16 protein-coding genes are annotated in these 17,162 nt (G+C 32.6%); 15 read left to right on the forward strand and 1 reads right to left on the reverse strand.

What is annotated here, in order from left to right; all coding sequences use genetic code 11:
• Positions 1-12 precede the first annotated feature (12 nt).
• The 13 genes from secY to ctlX all read left to right on the forward strand — a co-directional run bounded on the left by secY (position 13) and on the right by ctlX (position 11,591).
• The gene (gene secY / locus EYD46_RS14515; RefSeq protein ID WP_130937901.1) at positions 13-1,365 is read left to right on the forward strand and encodes a preprotein translocase subunit SecY; all 1,353 of its coding nucleotides are present in this window, start codon (positions 13-15) and stop codon (positions 1,363-1,365) included.
• Positions 1,366-1,472: 107 nt separating this feature from the next.
• Positions 1,473-1,688: a translation initiation factor IF-1 gene (infA, locus tag EYD46_RS14520; RefSeq protein WP_007094967.1), complete on the forward strand. Its 216-nt coding sequence runs from the start codon at positions 1,473-1,475 to the stop codon at positions 1,686-1,688.
• A 4-nt stretch (positions 1,689-1,692) separates the two neighbouring features.
• On the forward strand, positions 1,693-1,809 hold the full coding sequence (gene ykgO, locus EYD46_RS14525) for a type B 50S ribosomal protein L36 (RefSeq protein ID WP_013305171.1): 117 nt from the start codon (positions 1,693-1,695) through the stop codon (positions 1,807-1,809).
• A 106-nt stretch (positions 1,810-1,915) separates the two neighbouring features.
• On the forward strand, positions 1,916-2,290 hold the full coding sequence (gene rpsM / locus EYD46_RS14530; protein WP_130937902.1) for a 30S ribosomal protein S13: 375 nt from the start codon (positions 1,916-1,918) through the stop codon (positions 2,288-2,290).
• Between the two features lie 105 nt (positions 2,291-2,395).
• Entirely contained in the window at positions 2,396-2,779 is a 384-nt protein-coding gene (gene rpsK, locus EYD46_RS14535; RefSeq protein WP_130937903.1) for a 30S ribosomal protein S11, read from the forward strand.
• A gap of 178 nt (positions 2,780-2,957) precedes the next feature.
• Complete coding sequence (rpsD, locus tag EYD46_RS14540; RefSeq protein ID WP_130937904.1) at positions 2,958-3,563, forward strand: 30S ribosomal protein S4; 606 nt, start codon at positions 2,958-2,960, stop codon at positions 3,561-3,563.
• A 100-nt stretch (positions 3,564-3,663) separates the two neighbouring features.
• Entirely contained in the window at positions 3,664-4,656 is a 993-nt protein-coding gene (locus EYD46_RS14545; RefSeq protein ID WP_130937905.1) for a DNA-directed RNA polymerase subunit alpha, read from the forward strand.
• Between the two features lie 72 nt (positions 4,657-4,728).
• Entirely contained in the window at positions 4,729-5,208 is a 480-nt protein-coding gene (gene rplQ, locus EYD46_RS14550; protein WP_130937906.1) for a 50S ribosomal protein L17, read from the forward strand.
• Positions 5,209-5,416: 208 nt separating this feature from the next.
• Complete coding sequence (gene carA / locus EYD46_RS14555; RefSeq protein ID WP_130937907.1) at positions 5,417-6,541, forward strand: glutamine-hydrolyzing carbamoyl-phosphate synthase small subunit; 1,125 nt, start codon at positions 5,417-5,419, stop codon at positions 6,539-6,541.
• A 135-nt stretch (positions 6,542-6,676) separates the two neighbouring features.
• On the forward strand, positions 6,677-7,966 hold the full coding sequence (eno, locus tag EYD46_RS14560) for a phosphopyruvate hydratase (RefSeq protein ID WP_130937908.1): 1,290 nt from the start codon (positions 6,677-6,679) through the stop codon (positions 7,964-7,966).
• 405 nt (positions 7,967-8,371) lie between these two features.
• The gene (locus EYD46_RS14565) at positions 8,372-9,658 is read left to right on the forward strand and encodes a citrate synthase (protein ID WP_130937909.1); all 1,287 of its coding nucleotides are present in this window, start codon (positions 8,372-8,374) and stop codon (positions 9,656-9,658) included.
• 71 nt (positions 9,659-9,729) lie between these two features.
• Positions 9,730-10,644 carry a dimethylarginine dimethylaminohydrolase family protein gene (locus EYD46_RS14570; RefSeq protein ID WP_130938147.1) on the forward strand — a complete coding sequence of 305 codons (915 nt, stop codon included), beginning with the start codon at positions 9,730-9,732 and terminating at the stop codon, positions 10,642-10,644.
• A gap of 11 nt (positions 10,645-10,655) precedes the next feature.
• Positions 10,656-11,591: a citrulline utilization hydrolase CtlX gene (gene ctlX / locus EYD46_RS14575; RefSeq protein ID WP_130937910.1), complete on the forward strand. Its 936-nt coding sequence runs from the start codon at positions 10,656-10,658 to the stop codon at positions 11,589-11,591.
• 6 nt (positions 11,592-11,597) lie between these two features.
• On the opposite strand, the gene EYD46_RS14580 is transcribed toward ctlX, so the two are convergent.
• On the reverse strand, positions 11,598-13,664 hold the full coding sequence (locus EYD46_RS14580; protein WP_130937911.1) for a tetratricopeptide repeat-containing sensor histidine kinase: 2,067 nt from the start codon (positions 13,662-13,664) through the stop codon (positions 11,598-11,600).
• A 410-nt stretch (positions 13,665-14,074) separates the two neighbouring features.
• Here EYD46_RS14580 and argS point away from each other — a divergent pair, with 410 nt between their 5' ends.
• Together argS and EYD46_RS14590 are read left to right on the forward strand one after the other, a co-directional pair.
• Positions 14,075-15,856, forward strand: a complete 1,782-nt coding sequence (gene argS / locus EYD46_RS14585; RefSeq protein ID WP_130937912.1) for an arginine--tRNA ligase — start codon at positions 14,075-14,077, stop codon at positions 15,854-15,856.
• Between the two features lie 350 nt (positions 15,857-16,206).
• On the forward strand, positions 16,207-17,162 hold a 956-nt coding region (locus EYD46_RS14590; RefSeq protein WP_206662896.1), incomplete at its 3' end, for a hypothetical protein.

Raw genomic sequence — 17,162 nt, forward strand, 5'->3', positions numbered from 1 at the left:
TCACATTAACGTATGAAATTTATAGAATCAATAAAAAATGTTTGGAAAATTGAAGAACTAAGAAACAGAATCATAGTTACCTTGAGTCTGTTATTGGTTTATCGATTTGGTGCCCAAGTTGTATTACCAGGTATTGACGCATCACAATTGGGTGGTTTAGCGGAAAGTACTGATGGAGGTTTATTAGGATTACTTAACGCCTTTACAGGTGGAGCTTTTGCTAATGCTTCGGTTTTTGCACTTGGTATTATGCCTTACATTTCGGCTTCTATTGTTGTACAGTTAATGGGTATTGCTATTCCTTATTTACAAAAGCTGCAAAAGGAAGGCGCTAGTGGACAAAAGAAAATCACACAAATTACGCGGTGGTTAACTATAGCTATTTGTTTGTTACAAGCACCAGGATATTTAGCTAGTTTACCAGCATTAGGAATTCCTCAATCAGCATTCTTATTAGGAACAGGTGGTTTATTTTATTTCTCTTCAGTAATCATTTTGGTAACTGGATGTATTTTTGCCATGTGGTTAGGGGAGAAGATTACAGATAAAGGTATTGGTAATGGTATTTCGCTTTTAATTATGGTAGGAATCATTGCTACTTTACCACAGTCATTTGTTCAAGAATATGCTGCTAGAGTAACAGAATCTAATGGTGGTTTAATTATGATATTAATTGAACTTGTAGTTTGGTTTGTTATCATATTAGCTTCAATTATGTTAGTAATGGCAGTTAGAAAAATTGCTGTGCAATATGCAAGACGTACCGCTTCTGGCGGATATGAAAAAGCTGCAGCTGGTGGATCTAGACAATATATTCCTTTAAAGTTGAATGCATCTGGTGTAATGCCAATTATTTTTGCACAAGCGATTATGTTTGTTCCTGGATTAATTGGTAGATCTTCTTTTATGAAAGATACTGCAGCAGGTTTGTGGATGCAAACAAATTTTTCTGACATCTTTGGGTTTTGGTATAATTTGATTTTCGCAATATTGATTATAATATTTACATATTTCTATACTGCGATTACGGTACCTACTAATAAAATGGCAGATGATTTAAAACGTAGTGGTGGTTTTATTCCAGGTATTCGTCCAGGCTCTGAAACTTCGGAATATCTTGATAAAATAATGTCTCAAATTACCTTACCTGGTTCTATATTTTTAGCATTAATAGCAATATTTCCTGCATTTATTGTTAAACTAATGAACGTTACTCAAGGTTGGGCATTGTTTTTTGGAGGAACATCATTATTAATTATGGTTGGAGTTGCAATTGACACTATGCAGCAAATAAATTCTTATTTGTTGAATAGACACTATGATGGCTTGATGAAAACAGGTAAAAACAGAAAAGCAGTAGCATAAATTTAGACGATAGTAGTTAGTCATTAGATATTAGAAGATAAAACTCAAATAACATTTTAAAGTAATATAGTTCTAACAACTAAAGACTAAGAACTTAAAACTAGAATATGGCAAAACAAGCAGCAATAGAACAAGATGGAACAATTATAGAGGCATTATCAAATGCAATGTTTCGTGTTGAATTAGAAAATGGTCACATTGTGACAGCACATATTTCTGGTAAGATGCGTATGCACTATATAAAATTATTACCAGGAGACAAAGTAAAATTAGAAATGAGTCCTTATGATTTAACTAAGGCTCGTATAACTTATAGATACTAATACGATGAAAGTAAGAGCATCAGTTAAAAAGAGAAGCGCAGATTGTAAGATTGTGCGTAGAAAAGGTAGACTTTACGTGATAAACAAAAAGAATCCTAGATTTAAACAAAGACAAGGTTAATTTAGACAATGAGTCATTAGTCTTTAGACGTTAGATGAATCTGTTCGAAATCGAAAGGTTTAGGATTCTAACAACTAAAAACTAACTACTAGAAACTAAAAACAATATGGCAAGAATTGCAGGTGTAGATATACCAAAACAAAAAAGAGGCGCTATTTCTTTAACCTATATCTACGGAGTAGGTAAAAGTAGAGCAAAAGAAATTTTAGCTACAGCTAAAGTTGACGAAAACACTAAAGTACAAGATTGGACAGATGATGAAATCGGAGCTATCCGTGAGGCTGTTGGAACTTATACCATTGAAGGTGAGTTACGTTCTGAAACACAATTAAACATTAAACGTTTAATGGATATAGGTTGTTACAGAGGTATTCGTCATAGAGCAGGTCTTCCTTTAAGAGGGCAACGTACTAAAAACAACTCTAGAACTAGAAAAGGTAGAAGAAAAACTGTTGCTAACAAGAAAAAAGCAACTAAATAATAATTAAAGGCATTAGTCATTAGTGTATAGACGTTAGATGAATCTGTTCGAAATCGAGAGGTTTAGGATTCTAACAACTAAAGCTAACAACTAGAACAAAACAATATGGCAAAGTCAAGTACTAAAAAACGTAAAGTAATAGTAGATGCAGTTGGAGAGGCACACGTATCAGCTTCTTTTAATAACATCATCATATCATTAACCAATAAGAAGGGAGATGTTATCTCATGGTCTTCTGCTGGAAAAATGGGATTTAGAGGATCTAAGAAAAACACACCTTATGCAGCTCAATTAGCTGCTGAAGATGCTTCTGGTGTAGCATTAGAAGCTGGATTGAAAAAGGTAAAGGTATACGTAAAAGGTCCTGGAAATGGTAGAGAATCTGCTATTCGTTCAATTCACAATGCAGGTATTGAGGTTACCGAAATTATCGATGTAACACCACTACCACACAATGGTTGTCGTCCACCAAAGCGTAGAAGAGTTTAATCACTTTATTTAAAGTGTTTTAAATGGAAAATTAATATCATCTGTTTGTCAGATGGTATTAATTTTTTACATAAATTTGCACACCGAAAAAATTAACAAGTATCAACGAGAGATATTACGGTTATCGAAGGATAAGATTTAGACCTTAATTCATAACTACTCTCAAAAACAATTAAAAATGGCAAGATATACTGGTCCAAAAACAAAAATCGCTCGTAAATTCGGCGAAGCTATCTTCGGAGAAGATAAATCTTTTGAGAAAAGAAATTACCCTCCAGGGCAACACGGAAACAATAGAAGACGTGGTAAAAAATCTGAGTATGCTATTCAACTAGCTGAAAAGCAAAAAGCAAAATATACTTATGGTATTTTAGAGCGTCAGTTTAGAGGTTTGTTTAAAAAAGCAAGAGCAGCTCAAGGTATTACAGGTGAGGTTTTACTACAACTTTGTGAATCTCGTTTAGATAACGTGGTTTACAGAATGGGTGTTTCTCCTTCAAGAAGTGGAGCACGTCAATTAGTATCTCACAGACATATAACTGTAAATGGAGAAATTGTTAATATTCCTTCATACCAGTTAAAGGCAGGAGATGTTGTAGCTGTAAGAGAGAAATCAAAATCGCTTGAAGCTATCGATAGATCATTATCAAATTCAAGTCACGTATACGAATGGATTACTTGGAATAACGATACTAAGTCTGGTACTTATGTTTCTGTTCCTGCAAGAATCCAAATTCCAGAAAATATCAACGAGCAATTTATCGTCGAATTATATTCTAAATAATAAATTAACAACATTGGGATTTGGCCAAAGGGTTTATTTGTATTTCTTCAAACTTATAAACCGCGCAACCAAATAACAATTAAAACGAAGAAACACACAAATGGCAGTATTTAGTTTTCAAAAGCCCGACAAAGTAATCATGATTGATTCTACTGATTTCGAAGGTAAATTCGAATTCAGACCTTTAGAACCTGGTTATGGTTTAACAGTTGGTAATGCGTTAAGAAGAGTATTATTATCTTCTTTAGAAGGATTTGCAATTACTTCAGTAAGAATTGAAGGTGTAGATCACGAATTTTCTGCAATCGCAGGAGTAGTTGAAGATGTAACAGAAATCATCCTAAACTTAAAACAAGTTCGTTTTAAAAGACAAATAGAAGATATAGATAATGAATCTATCTCAATTTCAATTTCAGGGCAAGAGCAAATATTAGCAGGAGACTTCCAGAAGTTCATATCAGGATTCCAAGTATTAAATTCAGAATTAGTTATCTGTAATTTAGATCCTAAAGTAAGCATCAATATGGAAATCACTATAGAAAAGGGTAGAGGTTATGTGCCAGCAGAAGAAAATAAAAAACCTTCTGCACCAATGGGAACTATCTTTACTGATTCTATCTACACACCAATAAAAAATGTTAAGTATAGCATTGAGAATTACCGTGTAGAACAAAAAACGGATTATGAGAAGTTAGTTTTTGAAATCATTACAGATGGTTCAATTACGCCTCAAGATGCATTAACCGAAGCAGCTAAAACTTTAATCCACCACTTCATGTTATTCTCAGATGAGCGTATCACTTTAGAAGCGGATGAAATTGCACAAACTGAAACTTATGATGAAGAATCACTTCACATGCGTCAGTTATTAAAAACAAAGCTTATCGATATGGACTTATCTGTACGTGCGCTTAACTGTTTAAAGGCTGCAGAAGTAGATACTTTAGGAGACTTAGTATCATTCAATAAAAACGATTTAATGAAGTTCCGTAACTTTGGTAAGAAATCTTTAACAGAGCTTGAAGAGCTAGTACATGTTAAGGGGCTTAACTTCGGAATGGACTTAAGTAAATATAAATTAGATAAAGATTAAATTAATCAACTCTTCTATAATTTGCTCCTCAAAAAGAGTGTAGTAGCAAGATAGAAGTTTAAAACAAAGGTCATGAGACACGGAAAAAAATTCAACCACTTAGGAAGGCAAACTGCTCACAGAAAAGCAATGTTAGCTAATATGGCATGTTCTTTAATAGAACACAAACGTATTAACACTACCGTTGCAAAAGCTAAAGCATTAAAGAAGTTTGTAGAGCCTTTAGTAACAAAATCTAAAGAGGATACAACACACAACAGACGTATTGTTTTTAGTAAGTTAAGACAAAAAGAAGCAGTTACTGAGTTATTTAGAGATGTTGCAACCAAAGTAGCAGATAGACCAGGTGGTTATACCAGAATCATTAAGTTAGGTAATCGTTTAGGTGATAACGCTGATATGGCAATGATTGAATTAGTAGATTACAACGAAATCTACAACGCTGGTAAAAAAGCTAAGAAAACTACTAGAAGAAGTAGAAGAGGTGGTAGTAAGGCTGTAGCCGCTGCTGCACCAGTTGAAACAAAATCAACTAACGAAGAGGAAGAATAAATGTTAATAAGCATTTAATATATAAAGGATAAACTATTTTTAGTTTATCCTTTTTTTTTGAATTTTTGTAAAACTTTTTGGCGTTCCCCTCCTATGGTCGGGTCGGGCTTTCGGCAGTCGCTTTTTTATGTTGCATAGGTGCAACAACACAAAAAGAGCTTCAACAAATGCCTCAATCCCTAACGCAGAACAAAAACATCTGAATTAAATGAAATATCAAAAGAAACAAAATGCCATCGTTCTACTTGCAGATGGTACAATTTTTTATGGAAAAGCAGTAGGAGGAAAGCAAGGAACCGCTTTTGGGGAAGTGTGTTTTAACACAGGTATGACAGGATATCAGGAAATTTTCACTGATCCTTCGTACTTCGGACAATTAATGGTAGCTACCAATGCACATATTGGTAATTACGGCACCAATCAAGAAGAAGTAGAATCAGATTCTATAAAAATTGCAGGGTTAATTGTGAAGAATTTTAGTTATGATTATTCACGTCCGGCAGCAGATAGTTCTTTAGAAGATTTTTTAGATAAAAATAATCTTCTAGCAGTTTCAGATGTAGACACCAGAGCTTTGGTAAGCTATATTAGAGAGCACGGAGCAATGAATGCAGTGATTTCTACTGAAGTTGATAATGTAGAAGGTCTTAAAAAACAATTGGCTGAAGTACCAAGTATGGAAGGTTTAGAGTTGGCAAGTAAAGTTTCAACTAAAGAACCGTATTATTTTGGAGATGAAAATGCAACATATAAAGTTGCAGCTTTAGATATTGGAATTAAAAAGAACATCTTAAGGAATATTGCTAGTAGAGACTGTTATATTAAAGTATTCCCATACAATTCTAAATTTGAAGATTTAGAAGCCTTTAATCCAGATGGATATTTCTTATCAAATGGTCCTGGAGATCCAGAACCATTAGTAGAAGCTCAAGCAGTTGCTAAAGAAATTATTAAAAGAGATTTACCATTGTTTGGTATTTGTCTTGGACATCAAGTAATTGCAATAGCAAATGGTGTTTCAACATATAAAATGTATAACGGGCACAGAGGTATCAACCATCCTGTAAAAAATCTCATTACAGGAAGAGGAGAAATCACTTCGCAAAACCATGGTTTTGCAGTAAATAGAGAGGAAGCAGAAGCAAATGGAGATTTGGAAGTTACGCACATCCATCTCAATGACGATACTGTAGCAGGTTTAGCTATGAAAGATAAAAATGTATTTTCAGTACAATATCATCCAGAAGCAAGCCCAGGACCACATGACTCGTCTTACTTATTCGATCAATTTGTTGAGAATATAAAGAAAAGTAAATTATCAACAGTAGAATAATATCATATAAAATAGAGCTATGGTGTACTAAAACGTTATAGCTTTCTTTTTGTCATTTTATGATAAAAGCTAGTAAATAAAACAGTTTTAAGCCTTAAATTTGTAAGGCAATAAAAGATTAAAAACAAACCAATTATGAGCGTAATAGTTAGTGTACACGCAAGACAAATTTTAGATTCAAGAGGTAACCCAACTGTAGAGGTAGATGTTATCACTGAAAACGGTGTATTAGGTAGAGCTGCTGTTCCATCAGGAGCATCAACAGGAGAGCATGAAGCAGTTGAGCTTCGCGATGGTGGAGATACTTACATGGGAAAAGGCGTTTTAAAAGCAGTAGAAAATGTAAATACCGCAATTGCTGAAGAGCTAATAGGAGTTTCTGTTTTTGAACAAAACCTAATAGACCAAATGATGATTGATTTAGATGGTACACCAAACAAATCTAAACTTGGAGCAAATGCTATTTTAGGAGTGTCTTTAGCTGCAGCTAAAGCTGCTGCTAATGAATTGAACATGCCGCTATACCGTTACGTTGGAGGTGTATCAGCAAATACACTACCATTACCAATGATGAATATCATTAACGGAGGTTCTCACAGTGATGCACCAATTGCATTTCAAGAATTTATGGTTATGCCTGTTAAAGCAAAAAACTTTACACATGCTATGCAGATGGGAACTGAGATTTTCCACCATTTGAAAAAAGTATTACATGATAGAAATTTAAGTACTGCTGTAGGAGATGAAGGTGGTTTTGCGCCAACTTTAGACGGAACAGAAGATGCTATTGAGACCATAGGTAAAGCTGTTGAAAATGCTGGATACAAATTTGGAGACGAAGTAAAGATAGCATTAGATTGTGCATCAGCTGAATTCTACGAAGATGGAAAATATAACTATGCTAAGTTTGAAGGCGATACAGGTGTTGTAAGAACATCAGAAGAACAAGCTACTTATTTAGCAGAGCTATGCGATAAATATCCAATTATTTCTATTGAAGATGGAATGGATGAAAATGACTGGGATGGATGGAAATCGTTAACAGAAAAAGTTGGAGATAAAGTGCAGTTAGTTGGAGATGATTTATATGTAACCAATGTAGAACGTTTATCTAGAGGTATTGAAAACGGAATTGCAAATTCAATCTTAATCAAAGTAAACCAGATTGGTTCTTTAACAGAAACTATTGCTGCTGTTAATATGGCACACAATGCTGGATATACTTCTGTAATGTCTCATCGTTCTGGAGAAACTGAAGATAATACGATTGCAGATTTGGCAGTGGCGCTAAACACAGGTCAAATTAAAACAGGTTCTGCATCTCGTTCAGATCGTATGGCAAAATATAATCAATTACTTCGTATAGAGGAGGAACTTGGGTCTGTAGCATATTTCCCTGGAGAAAATGCTTTTAAAGTGAAGTAAATACATATTTATAAATTATCAATTAAATCCTGTTATTGTAAAATGATAACAGGATTTTTTTTGTCATAATTTTATTAGTTATCAAAAAGCATGAATATTAATTTGGTTCATAGTTGAGACTTTCACAATTAAATTCTGATGAAGTTTAGCTTAAATTTTAGCTAGAAAATGGATTATTTATTTAACAATTGGTTCTAAGTAATAATACTTATTTTACTATTTAAAAGCTAAGTAGTTGTTGGAATTGTAAATTTTTAAACAAAAGGCTATAAACTTTAAGCTAATTGCTTTTTTTGGCATTGATTTTATCGATTTATAAATTAACAAAACCTTTGCTTACAGACTTCTTAAAATCGAGGGATATTTTGTAATTTAGCAATCCGAAAAAAATAAACTAAAAATCATATGTCAGATACCGCTATTCTAGAGATTAATGGAGAAAAACATGAGTTTCCAATCATAAAAGGAACCGAGAATGAGCAAGCGATTAATATATCAAAATTGAGAGCTGTAACCAATGGTGTAATAACAATAGATCCAGGTTATAAAAATACAGGATCATGCGAAAGTGCTATTACATTTCTAGATGGAGAAAAAGGTATCTTAAGATATCGTGGTTATGATATTGCCGAACTTGCTGAAAAAGTTGACTTTCTTGAAGTTGCATATTTATTGATATTTGGAGAATTGCCTACCAAAGAGCAAAATGATAAATTTCATAACGATATTAAGGCGCAATCTGAAGTTGATGAAGATGTAAAAAAGATTTTAGATGCATTTCCTAAGGCGGCACATCCAATGGGAGTTATTTCCTCTCTAACTAGTGCTTTAACGGCATTTAATTCATCCTCAGTAAATGTAGAATCAGAGGAAGATATGTATAAGTCTGTAGTTAGATTGCTAGGTAAAATGCCAGTATTAGTTGCATGGACAATGCGAAAGAAGCAAGGACAACCATTAGATTACGGAGATAATACCCTAGGCTATGTAGAGAACCTTTTAAAAATGATGTTCTCAAAACCTAATAGTTGTTATATTCAAAATCCAGTGTTAGTTGATGCTTTAGATAAATTACTAATCTTACATGCTGATCATGAGCAGAACTGTTCTACTTCTACAGTGAGAATTGTTGGTTCATCTCATGCAGGTTTATTTGCTTCCATTTCTGCAGGTATTTCTGCATTATGGGGTCCACTTCATGGAGGAGCTAATCAAGCAGTTTTAGAAATGTTGGAAGCTATACAAGCTGATGGTGGAGATACTAAAAAGTATATGGCAAAGGCCAAGGACAAAAATGACCCATTCAGATTAATGGGCTTTGGTCATCGTGTATATAAAAACTTCGACCCTAGAGCTAAGATTATCAAAAAAGCTGCAGATCAAGTTTTACATGATTTAGGTATTGAAGACCCAATATTAGATATAGCTAAAGGTTTAGAAAAAGAAGCTTTAGAAGATCAATATTTTGTAGATAGAAAACTATATCCTAATGTAGATTTTTATTCAGGTATTATCTACAGAGCAATGGGTATACCTACAGAGATGTTTACAGTAATGTTTGCTATAGGTCGTTTACCAGGATGGATTGCACAATGGAGAGAAATGCGTTTACGTAAAGAACCTATTGGTAGACCAAGACAAGTATATGTCGGTGCAACAGAAAGAGCATTTGTTGATGTAGATAAGCGATAATACGCAAGCACTTTTAAAAATATATTAAAGCTTCATACTTAGTTGTTATGAAGCTTTTTTATATTTACAATATGCTAAAACTTAATATACAAAACGAAACTTCTAGATTACGAAAAGTAGTTCTTGGTATAGCAGAAAGTAATGGTCCTATTCCAAAAATAGAAGATTGTTACGATCCTAAAAGTATAGAACATATAAAAGCGGGCACATATCCTAAAGAAGCCGATATGGTTAATGAGATGGCGGCTGTTTTAGAAGTGTTTAAAAAATATGAAGTTGAAGTTTATAGACCAGACCTTATAAAAGATTGTAATCAGATATTTTCAAGAGATATTGCTTTTGTTATTGAAGATGTAATGATAGAGGCTAATATATTACCACATCGAGAGGAAGAGGTACATGCAATTGATTATATTTGGAATCAAGTGTCAGAAGATAAGCGTATTATCCTTCCAGAAAATTGTCATGTAGAAGGCGGAGATGTAATGCCATGGAATGATTATATTTTTATGGGTACTTATTCTGGAGAAGATTACCCAGATCTAATTACAGCGCGTACAAATATTCAAGCTGTCACAGCAATTCAAGAATTGTTTCCAAATAAAAAGGTTAAGGCATTTGAGCTTAGAAAATCAAATACTAATCCACGTGAAAATGCATTACACCTAGACTGCTGTTTCAATCCTTTAGGGAAAGGAAAAGCAATTATACATAAAAACGGATTTTTAATTGAAAACGAGTATGAATGGTTGATAAATTTCTTCGGAAAAGAAAATGTATTTGAAATTAATAAAGAAGAAATGTATGATATGTACAGTAACGTATTTTCCATTTCAGATGATGTAATTATTTCTGAAAAAAGTTTCACAAGATTAAATACTTGGTTGCGAAATCAAGGTTTTAAAGTAGAAGAAGTACCTTATGCAGAAATTGGAAAACAGGAAGGATTATTGCGGTGTACTACTTTGCCATTGTTTAGGGATTAATAGTGCTTAATATGTTACAAACTACAAATACAATATTAATGGTACGTCCTGTAAATTTCAGGATGAATGAACAAACTGCAGTCAATAACTACTACCAAAATGAAGTTAAAGATCTATTACCAGAAACCGTCAATACAAAAGCTCAGCAAGAATTTGATACCTATGTAAAAAAGCTGCGCAGCATAGATATTAAAGTAATTGTGGTTGATGATAGAATTGAAACCGATACCCCAGACTCAATTTTTCCAAATAATTGGATATCATTTCATGAAAATGGAGATGTAGGCTTATATCCTATGTTTGCTGAGAATCGTCGTTTGGAACGAAGAGAGGACATTTTAACATCCATAGAATCCGAAGGCTTTACAATATATAATATTATCGATTATACTTCAGCTGAAGAAGAAGCTATTTTTTTAGAAGGAACAGGTAGTATTATATTAGATCGTGTAAACAAAAAAGCGTATTGTGCATTGTCTCCTAGGGCAGATGAGGATTTGTTTATAGAGTTTTGTGAAGACTTTGAGTATTTTCCAATTGTGTTTACAGCAAACCAAACAGTAGAAGAAGTGCGTAAACCCATTTATCACACAAATGTGATGATGTGTATAGCAGAAACTTTTGCTGTGATTTGTTTAAGTTGTATTGATAATAAAAAAGAACGGAAAAATGTCATTAATCACTTAAAGTCTAGTGGAAAGGAAATTATAGATATTACTGAAGCACAAGTCGAAAGTTTTGCAGGTAATATGTTACAGTTAAGAGGGCATAATGACGAATTATTTTTGATTATGAGTCAATCGGCTTATGATTCACTGACCAAAGCACAGATTGGCAAAATTGAAAAACATTGTAAAATTATATCTAGTAGTTTAGATGTTATAGAAACCTGTGGAGGAGGCAGTGCTCGTTGTATGATGGCTGAAGTATTTTTACCTAAAACTTAAATGTTTTTAATCGCCATTAGGCTTAGACTTGGGTAATTGTACATAGAATGTACTTCCTACATTAACCGTACTTTCTACCCAAATTTTTCCACCGTTAAGTTCTACTAGTTCTTTACAAATAGAAAGGCCAAGACCAGTACCTTTTTCATTATTGGTACCCATTGTAGAATAAGTATTGCTCTTAAAAAGTTTTTCTAAATTGTGTTTTGGTATACCTATACCAGTATCCGCAATACTTATAATGCAACTACCATTACTAATATGATTGGAAACCGTTATTTTATCTCCTTTTCTAGAGAATTTTAAGGCATTGGCTAACAGATTTTGAATTACAATCTCAATCATACTTCTGTCAGCATAAGCAAAGTCTCTAAGCGAGTGGTCTACAAGATCAATACCTTTACTTTCTAAACGTTGTTCTACAAGTTTTATCTTCTCCTCAAATACCTCTTGAATATCAAATAGACTAGGGCTAGGTTTAAGAGATTGCATTTGTGATTTAGACCAGTTTAACAAATTGAACAAAAGTAATGAAGCATTATTCGCATTTTCACTTAATTCAGGTATTAAATTGTCAAACTCTTCTCTTGATAAAGAACCATCTTTTAGTAAATCAATAAACCCATTAATAGAAGACAGAGAATCTTTTAAATCGTGAGAAACTATAGAAAACAATTTGTCTTTTACATTATTAACATTTTCTAAGTGTTGTGTTTGTTCAACAAAAGCCTCGTTTTGTAATTGTATTTTTAGATTTTTCTCTTCAAGTTCGTGTACATGCCTTAAACTATTATTTCGTTTTAAATATATTAAAACCAAAAATATACATACAATAGCCAGTATGCCTAAAAGAATGTAGAAGAAGAGTTTAAATTTACGAAGTTTATCTTCTTGTTCAATATCAATCGATACATTAGTACCAGTTTCAGGTTTAATATCTTTTCGATCAAAATTTAAGCTTAAATCTTTTGTATTAACATCAGCAATTTTTGATTGAGGTTGTATTTTAGATTTGTTAAGGCTGTCTCTTAAGTTATAATACCTGCGTTGCCAAACAAAAGCTCTATCAAATCTTCTAGTGGTAGAATCTAAAGATTTCATTAAGCCATAATATCTAAGAAGCTCTTCGTTATTTTTTAACTTTTTCGCTAAAGTTCCAGCTTCAAATATTTGTTGTCCTGCAGTGCGTAATCTTCCTTGATTTAAATTTAGTTTTCCAAGATTATTTAGAGTAGTTACTAAATTTTCCTCATTCTTATATTTTCTGTTTAGCGATAAGCCTTGTATCAAGTATTTCGCTGCTGATGTATAATCGTTAAATTCTAAATATTCCCCACCTAATTTAGGTAGAACATTACTTCTAATAGAATCAGTTTTGCCATTTACACTATTTAAGACTTTTTCATAAAATTCAATAGCTTTTCTGTGTTCTTTAGATTTAGAATATAATTCAGCTAGAAGTAAACTAGAATTACTAATGCCTGTAGAATCATTTAATTGCTCTTGAATATCTAATGCTTTTAAATTATACTCTATAGATTTATCTACTACATCAAGTTTGTAATAGGTTTCTCCAAGGCTTGTGTAAGCCGAACGTAGTTCATGACTCAACCCTCTACGTTCTAATTCTTGTATTGCAGATAGAGAATATTGTAATCCCTTACTAAAGTTGCCGCGCTCCATTTCAATTAAGCCAATACTGTTATTAACTTTAGCTATGTTTAGAGTGTCTTTAAGTTTATTAAATAGAGCCTTGGCTTTGGTATAGCCATCCATGGCATTTATATAATCATTATTTTCAGCATAAATCAATGCCTTATAGTAGGTGGTTTTCGCAATACCCTTTTGGTAATTAATACTAGTAGAAAGTTGATCACTTAGCCTTATGTATTTAAGAGCACGTTCAAAATCTTCAGAATCGTAAAGAATTTTTATTATTTTAAGAGATGTATCAACTTTAAGAGAATCGTTGGTTTCAAAACCTAAAGTTATAGATAAGCTGTCTAGTTCTTTGGTTTGAGTAAAACCAAAAAACACATGAAGAAGTAAAATGAGAGTAATATTTCTCCTCATATCAGCGTTTTAACTATAGCTTTTTACAAAGCGATTATTTAAAGAAGCTTGGTTGAGGGAAATCAAGTTGTCTTTTTTAGATTATGTAAAAGATCAATTCTTTGTTAATAATAGCTTCGGGAAACAAAAGTTGCAAAAAGCCTTTTTATATTCTAATTTATGGGTTTTTCTACCAAAAAATTAGATAAAGAGCGAGGTGTTTTTTTTGAAAAAATCGACGAATAGATTAAGTGCAAAAAACATAGAAAAACGACACTTTTGTCGATGAAATGCACACCTAAATTATACTATGTTAATTTAGTTTTAGAAACATCTAAATTCCATGTTAAATCTACTAATCAATACCTAGAGACAATTCTTAGAAAATGGATTAAAATCTTTCTATCTTTGCCGCCTAATAATTAGTATGGATGAGCTTTCAAGATATTTTATCAAATCAAATTAAAAAAGCAGTTTTAGAGCAGTATAAAACGCAGTTAGAGTCAATTGAATTTCAAGCCACAAGAAAGGAATTTGATGGAGATATTACTGTAGTTATTTTCTCTATGTTACGCTTTATAAAAGGTAATCCTGTACAAATAGGAGAGGCTATTGGAAATTATCTTATAGAAAATGTTGATGAGGTAAAAGGTTTTAATGTTGTAAAAGGGTTTTTAAATATTGAAATAAGCGACGCCTATTATTTAAATTTCTTTGAAAGCATTAAGAATGAAGAAAAATATGGTTTTATAAATTCAAATGAAGATGACAAATCTATCATGGTAGAATATTCATCTCCTAATACCAACAAACCATTACATTTGGGACATATCCGAAATAACCTTTTAGGGTACAGTGTTGCTGAAATTTTGAAAGCTTCTGGGAAGACAGTGTATAAAACCCAGATTATTAATGATAGAGGGATTCATATTTGTAAAAGTATGCTAGCGTGGAAACGTTTTGGTAATAGTGAAACCCCTGAAAGTACTAGGCTTAAAGGAGATAAATTAGTAGGTAATTACTATGTAAAGTTTGATCAGGAGTACAAGAAACAGATTCAAAGTTTGATTTCTGAAGGTAAATCAGAAGAAGAAGCCAAGAAAGAAGCACCAATGTTATTAGAAGCTCAAGAAATGCTTCGTAAGTGGGAAGCTGGAGATGAAGAAATAGTAGCACTTTGGGAAAAAATGAATGGTTGGGTGTATAAAGGTTTTGATGAAACGTATAAAAATTTAGGTGTTGATTTTGATGCGCTTTATTATGAAAGTAATACCTATTTATTAGGAAAAGAATTTGTTGCTGAAGGTTTAAGATCTGGAGTGTTTAAAAGGGAAGAAGATGGATCAGTTTGGTGTGACTTAACAGAAGATGGTCTTGATAAAAAAATAGTATTAAGAGCAGACGGAACAGCGGTTTACATGACCCAAGATATAGGTACAGCCATTCAACGTGTAAAGGATTATCCAGATGTTGGAGGAATGGTTTATACAGTTGGAAATGAGCAAGATTACCATTTTAAAGTACTGTTTTTAATTTTGAAAAAATTAGGTTTTGAATGGGCTAAAAACTTATACCATTTAAGCTATGGAATGGTAGACTTGCCCAGTGGAAAAATGAAAAGTAGAGAGGGAACAGTAGTTGATGCAGATGATCTTATAGATGACATGGCAAAAACTGCTGAAGAAATCTCAGAAGAGTTGGGTAAACTTGACGGATATTCAAATGAAGAAAAACAACAACTCTACAAAACCATAGGTCTTGGTGCATTAAAGTATTATATTTTAAAAGTAGATCCTAAAAAACGTATTTTGTTTAACCCAAAAGAGTCTATAGATTTTCAAGGAAATACGGGACCTTTTATACAATATACTTATGCAAGGATTCAATCAATATTACGAAAAGCTGACATATCAAATTCTGAATCGATTGATTTAAATATATCTCTCCATGATAAAGAACGAGAACTAATTAAATACATACAGTTATTTCCTGAGGTAGTCCAAAATGCAGCTAAACAGCATAGTCCTGCAATAATTGCAAATTATACTTATGATTTAGTAAAAGAGTTTAATTCTTTTTATCAAAATGTATCTATTTTAGGAGCAGATAATCATAATGAAAAACTATTTAGAGTACAATTGTCTAATACAGTAGCCAATACCATTAAAAATGCATTTAGCGTTTTGGGTATCGATGTACCAAACCGTATGTAAACGTATCAATCGCTACTTTCTAAATAATACTTAAAAATAAACTAATTACCTTAAGAGATTTAACTCTTTTCGGTTTTGTAGTATAATGTAATAAGTTTATTGATGGGACTCTTATTCCTTCCTTTTGAAAATCAGTAAACTATCGAAGTAAGTCTAATTAAACAAATAATACTTCTGATTGCTTTCTTCTTTATAATTCGACTCTTTTAACTTATTCATTTAAAAGAAAAATCTTTCAAAAAAAGTGAATAATTGTTATTTAACTCATTTTTGTTTAAATAATCTAAAAAAAAGTTAAGCATGAGTATGTTTTGTTTAACTTTATAACGAAAAACATAAACAGAAAAAAAATGAAGAGAAAATTATCCTTCCAAAACCCCAAATCAATTTTATTATCTTTTTTTGCATTTTTATTGTTCTCACTTAATCTTTCAGCAAATACTAATTGTGGTCATATTACAGGACTCGAGTTCTCTAATGGTCATGAAGTAGTAAGTCTTGAAAATAATGGTGTTTACAATATTAATGATTTACCAGAACATTTTTACATCAATCTAAATGTTGATGGGTATTCGGAAAGCGCTAAATATACCGTAGTAAATTTAGAAACGCACCAATCGTATAACATAATTGAGAATATTTTACCCTATACCTTTCCAGCAGGTAATGGGTCTTGGCACCTTGGAACAGGAACATTTGAAATTATGGCGAACTTATACAAGTTCGACCATGCTTTTGGTTTTAAATGTGACACCATAAAGGTAGTAATTACTATTGGAGAAGATCACGAACCAATTTGTACAGCTGATGCAGGAACGTTTAGTAGTATTTCAGCATCTACAGGAGGAGGGACAGGTAGTATTGAAGCTATTCCAAACGACAATGTAGTTGTTCCAGAGGGTTACAGTAAAATCTTTGTATTAACTTCCGGCGATGATCTAGTTATAGAACAAGTTAATGCAACACCTAATTTTACAGTACAAGAAGGAGGAAAATATACAGTGCATACATTGGTATACGATGGCAGACCAGATAGTGCTAACTTTTTAGACTTAGGTGTTGTCACTTTCGGAGAGACAACAGGAGGAGATGTTTTAGCCCTACTAGCAGCTAACAATTTATGTGCAGCTTTAGATGTAACAGGTATATCAGCAACCTTAGGATTTTGTACAGCCGATGCAGGAACGTTAACCGCCGATGCCGATACAGTAACCTTAACAGGAGATAGTGTAACTATAAGTGCTACCCCAGATGGTAACATAGTAGTACCAGATTACTACAGTCAAATCTTTGTACTAACCTCAGG

It is taken from the genome of Hyunsoonleella pacifica (assembly GCF_004310335.1).
GTDB lineage: Bacteria > Bacteroidota > Bacteroidia > Flavobacteriales > Flavobacteriaceae > Jejuia > Jejuia pacifica.

What these genes read in the sequence shown, in the direction of transcription:
- rplQ (WP_130937906.1), top strand. Translation starts at nt 4,729, where the DNA reads ATGAGACACGGAAAAAAATTCAACCACTTAGGAAGGCAAACTGCTCAC.
- ctlX (WP_130937910.1), top strand. Translation starts at nt 10,656, where the DNA reads ATGTTACAAACTACAAATACAATATTAATGGTACGTCCTGTAAATTTC.
- eno (WP_130937908.1), top strand. Translation starts at nt 6,677, where the DNA reads ATGAGCGTAATAGTTAGTGTACACGCAAGACAAATTTTAGATTCAAGA.
- secY (WP_130937901.1), top strand. Translation starts at nt 13, where the DNA reads ATGAAATTTATAGAATCAATAAAAAATGTTTGGAAAATTGAAGAACTA.
- rpsD (WP_130937904.1), top strand. Translation starts at nt 2,958, where the DNA reads ATGGCAAGATATACTGGTCCAAAAACAAAAATCGCTCGTAAATTCGGC.
- argS (WP_130937912.1), top strand. Translation starts at nt 14,075, where the DNA reads ATGAGCTTTCAAGATATTTTATCAAATCAAATTAAAAAAGCAGTTTTA.
- ykgO (WP_013305171.1), top strand. Translation starts at nt 1,693, where the DNA reads ATGAAAGTAAGAGCATCAGTTAAAAAGAGAAGCGCAGATTGTAAGATT.
- EYD46_RS14545 (WP_130937905.1), top strand. Translation starts at nt 3,664, where the DNA reads ATGGCAGTATTTAGTTTTCAAAAGCCCGACAAAGTAATCATGATTGAT.
- rpsK (WP_130937903.1), top strand. Translation starts at nt 2,396, where the DNA reads ATGGCAAAGTCAAGTACTAAAAAACGTAAAGTAATAGTAGATGCAGTT.
- EYD46_RS14565 (WP_130937909.1), top strand. Translation starts at nt 8,372, where the DNA reads ATGTCAGATACCGCTATTCTAGAGATTAATGGAGAAAAACATGAGTTT.
- rpsM (WP_130937902.1), top strand. Translation starts at nt 1,916, where the DNA reads ATGGCAAGAATTGCAGGTGTAGATATACCAAAACAAAAAAGAGGCGCT.
- carA (WP_130937907.1), top strand. Translation starts at nt 5,417, where the DNA reads ATGAAATATCAAAAGAAACAAAATGCCATCGTTCTACTTGCAGATGGT.
- infA (WP_007094967.1), top strand. Translation starts at nt 1,473, where the DNA reads ATGGCAAAACAAGCAGCAATAGAACAAGATGGAACAATTATAGAGGCA.
- EYD46_RS14570 (WP_130938147.1), top strand. Translation starts at nt 9,730, where the DNA reads ATGCTAAAACTTAATATACAAAACGAAACTTCTAGATTACGAAAAGTA.
- EYD46_RS14580 (WP_130937911.1), bottom strand. Translation starts at nt 13,664, where the DNA reads ATGAGGAGAAATATTACTCTCATTTTACTTCTTCATGTGTTTTTTGGT.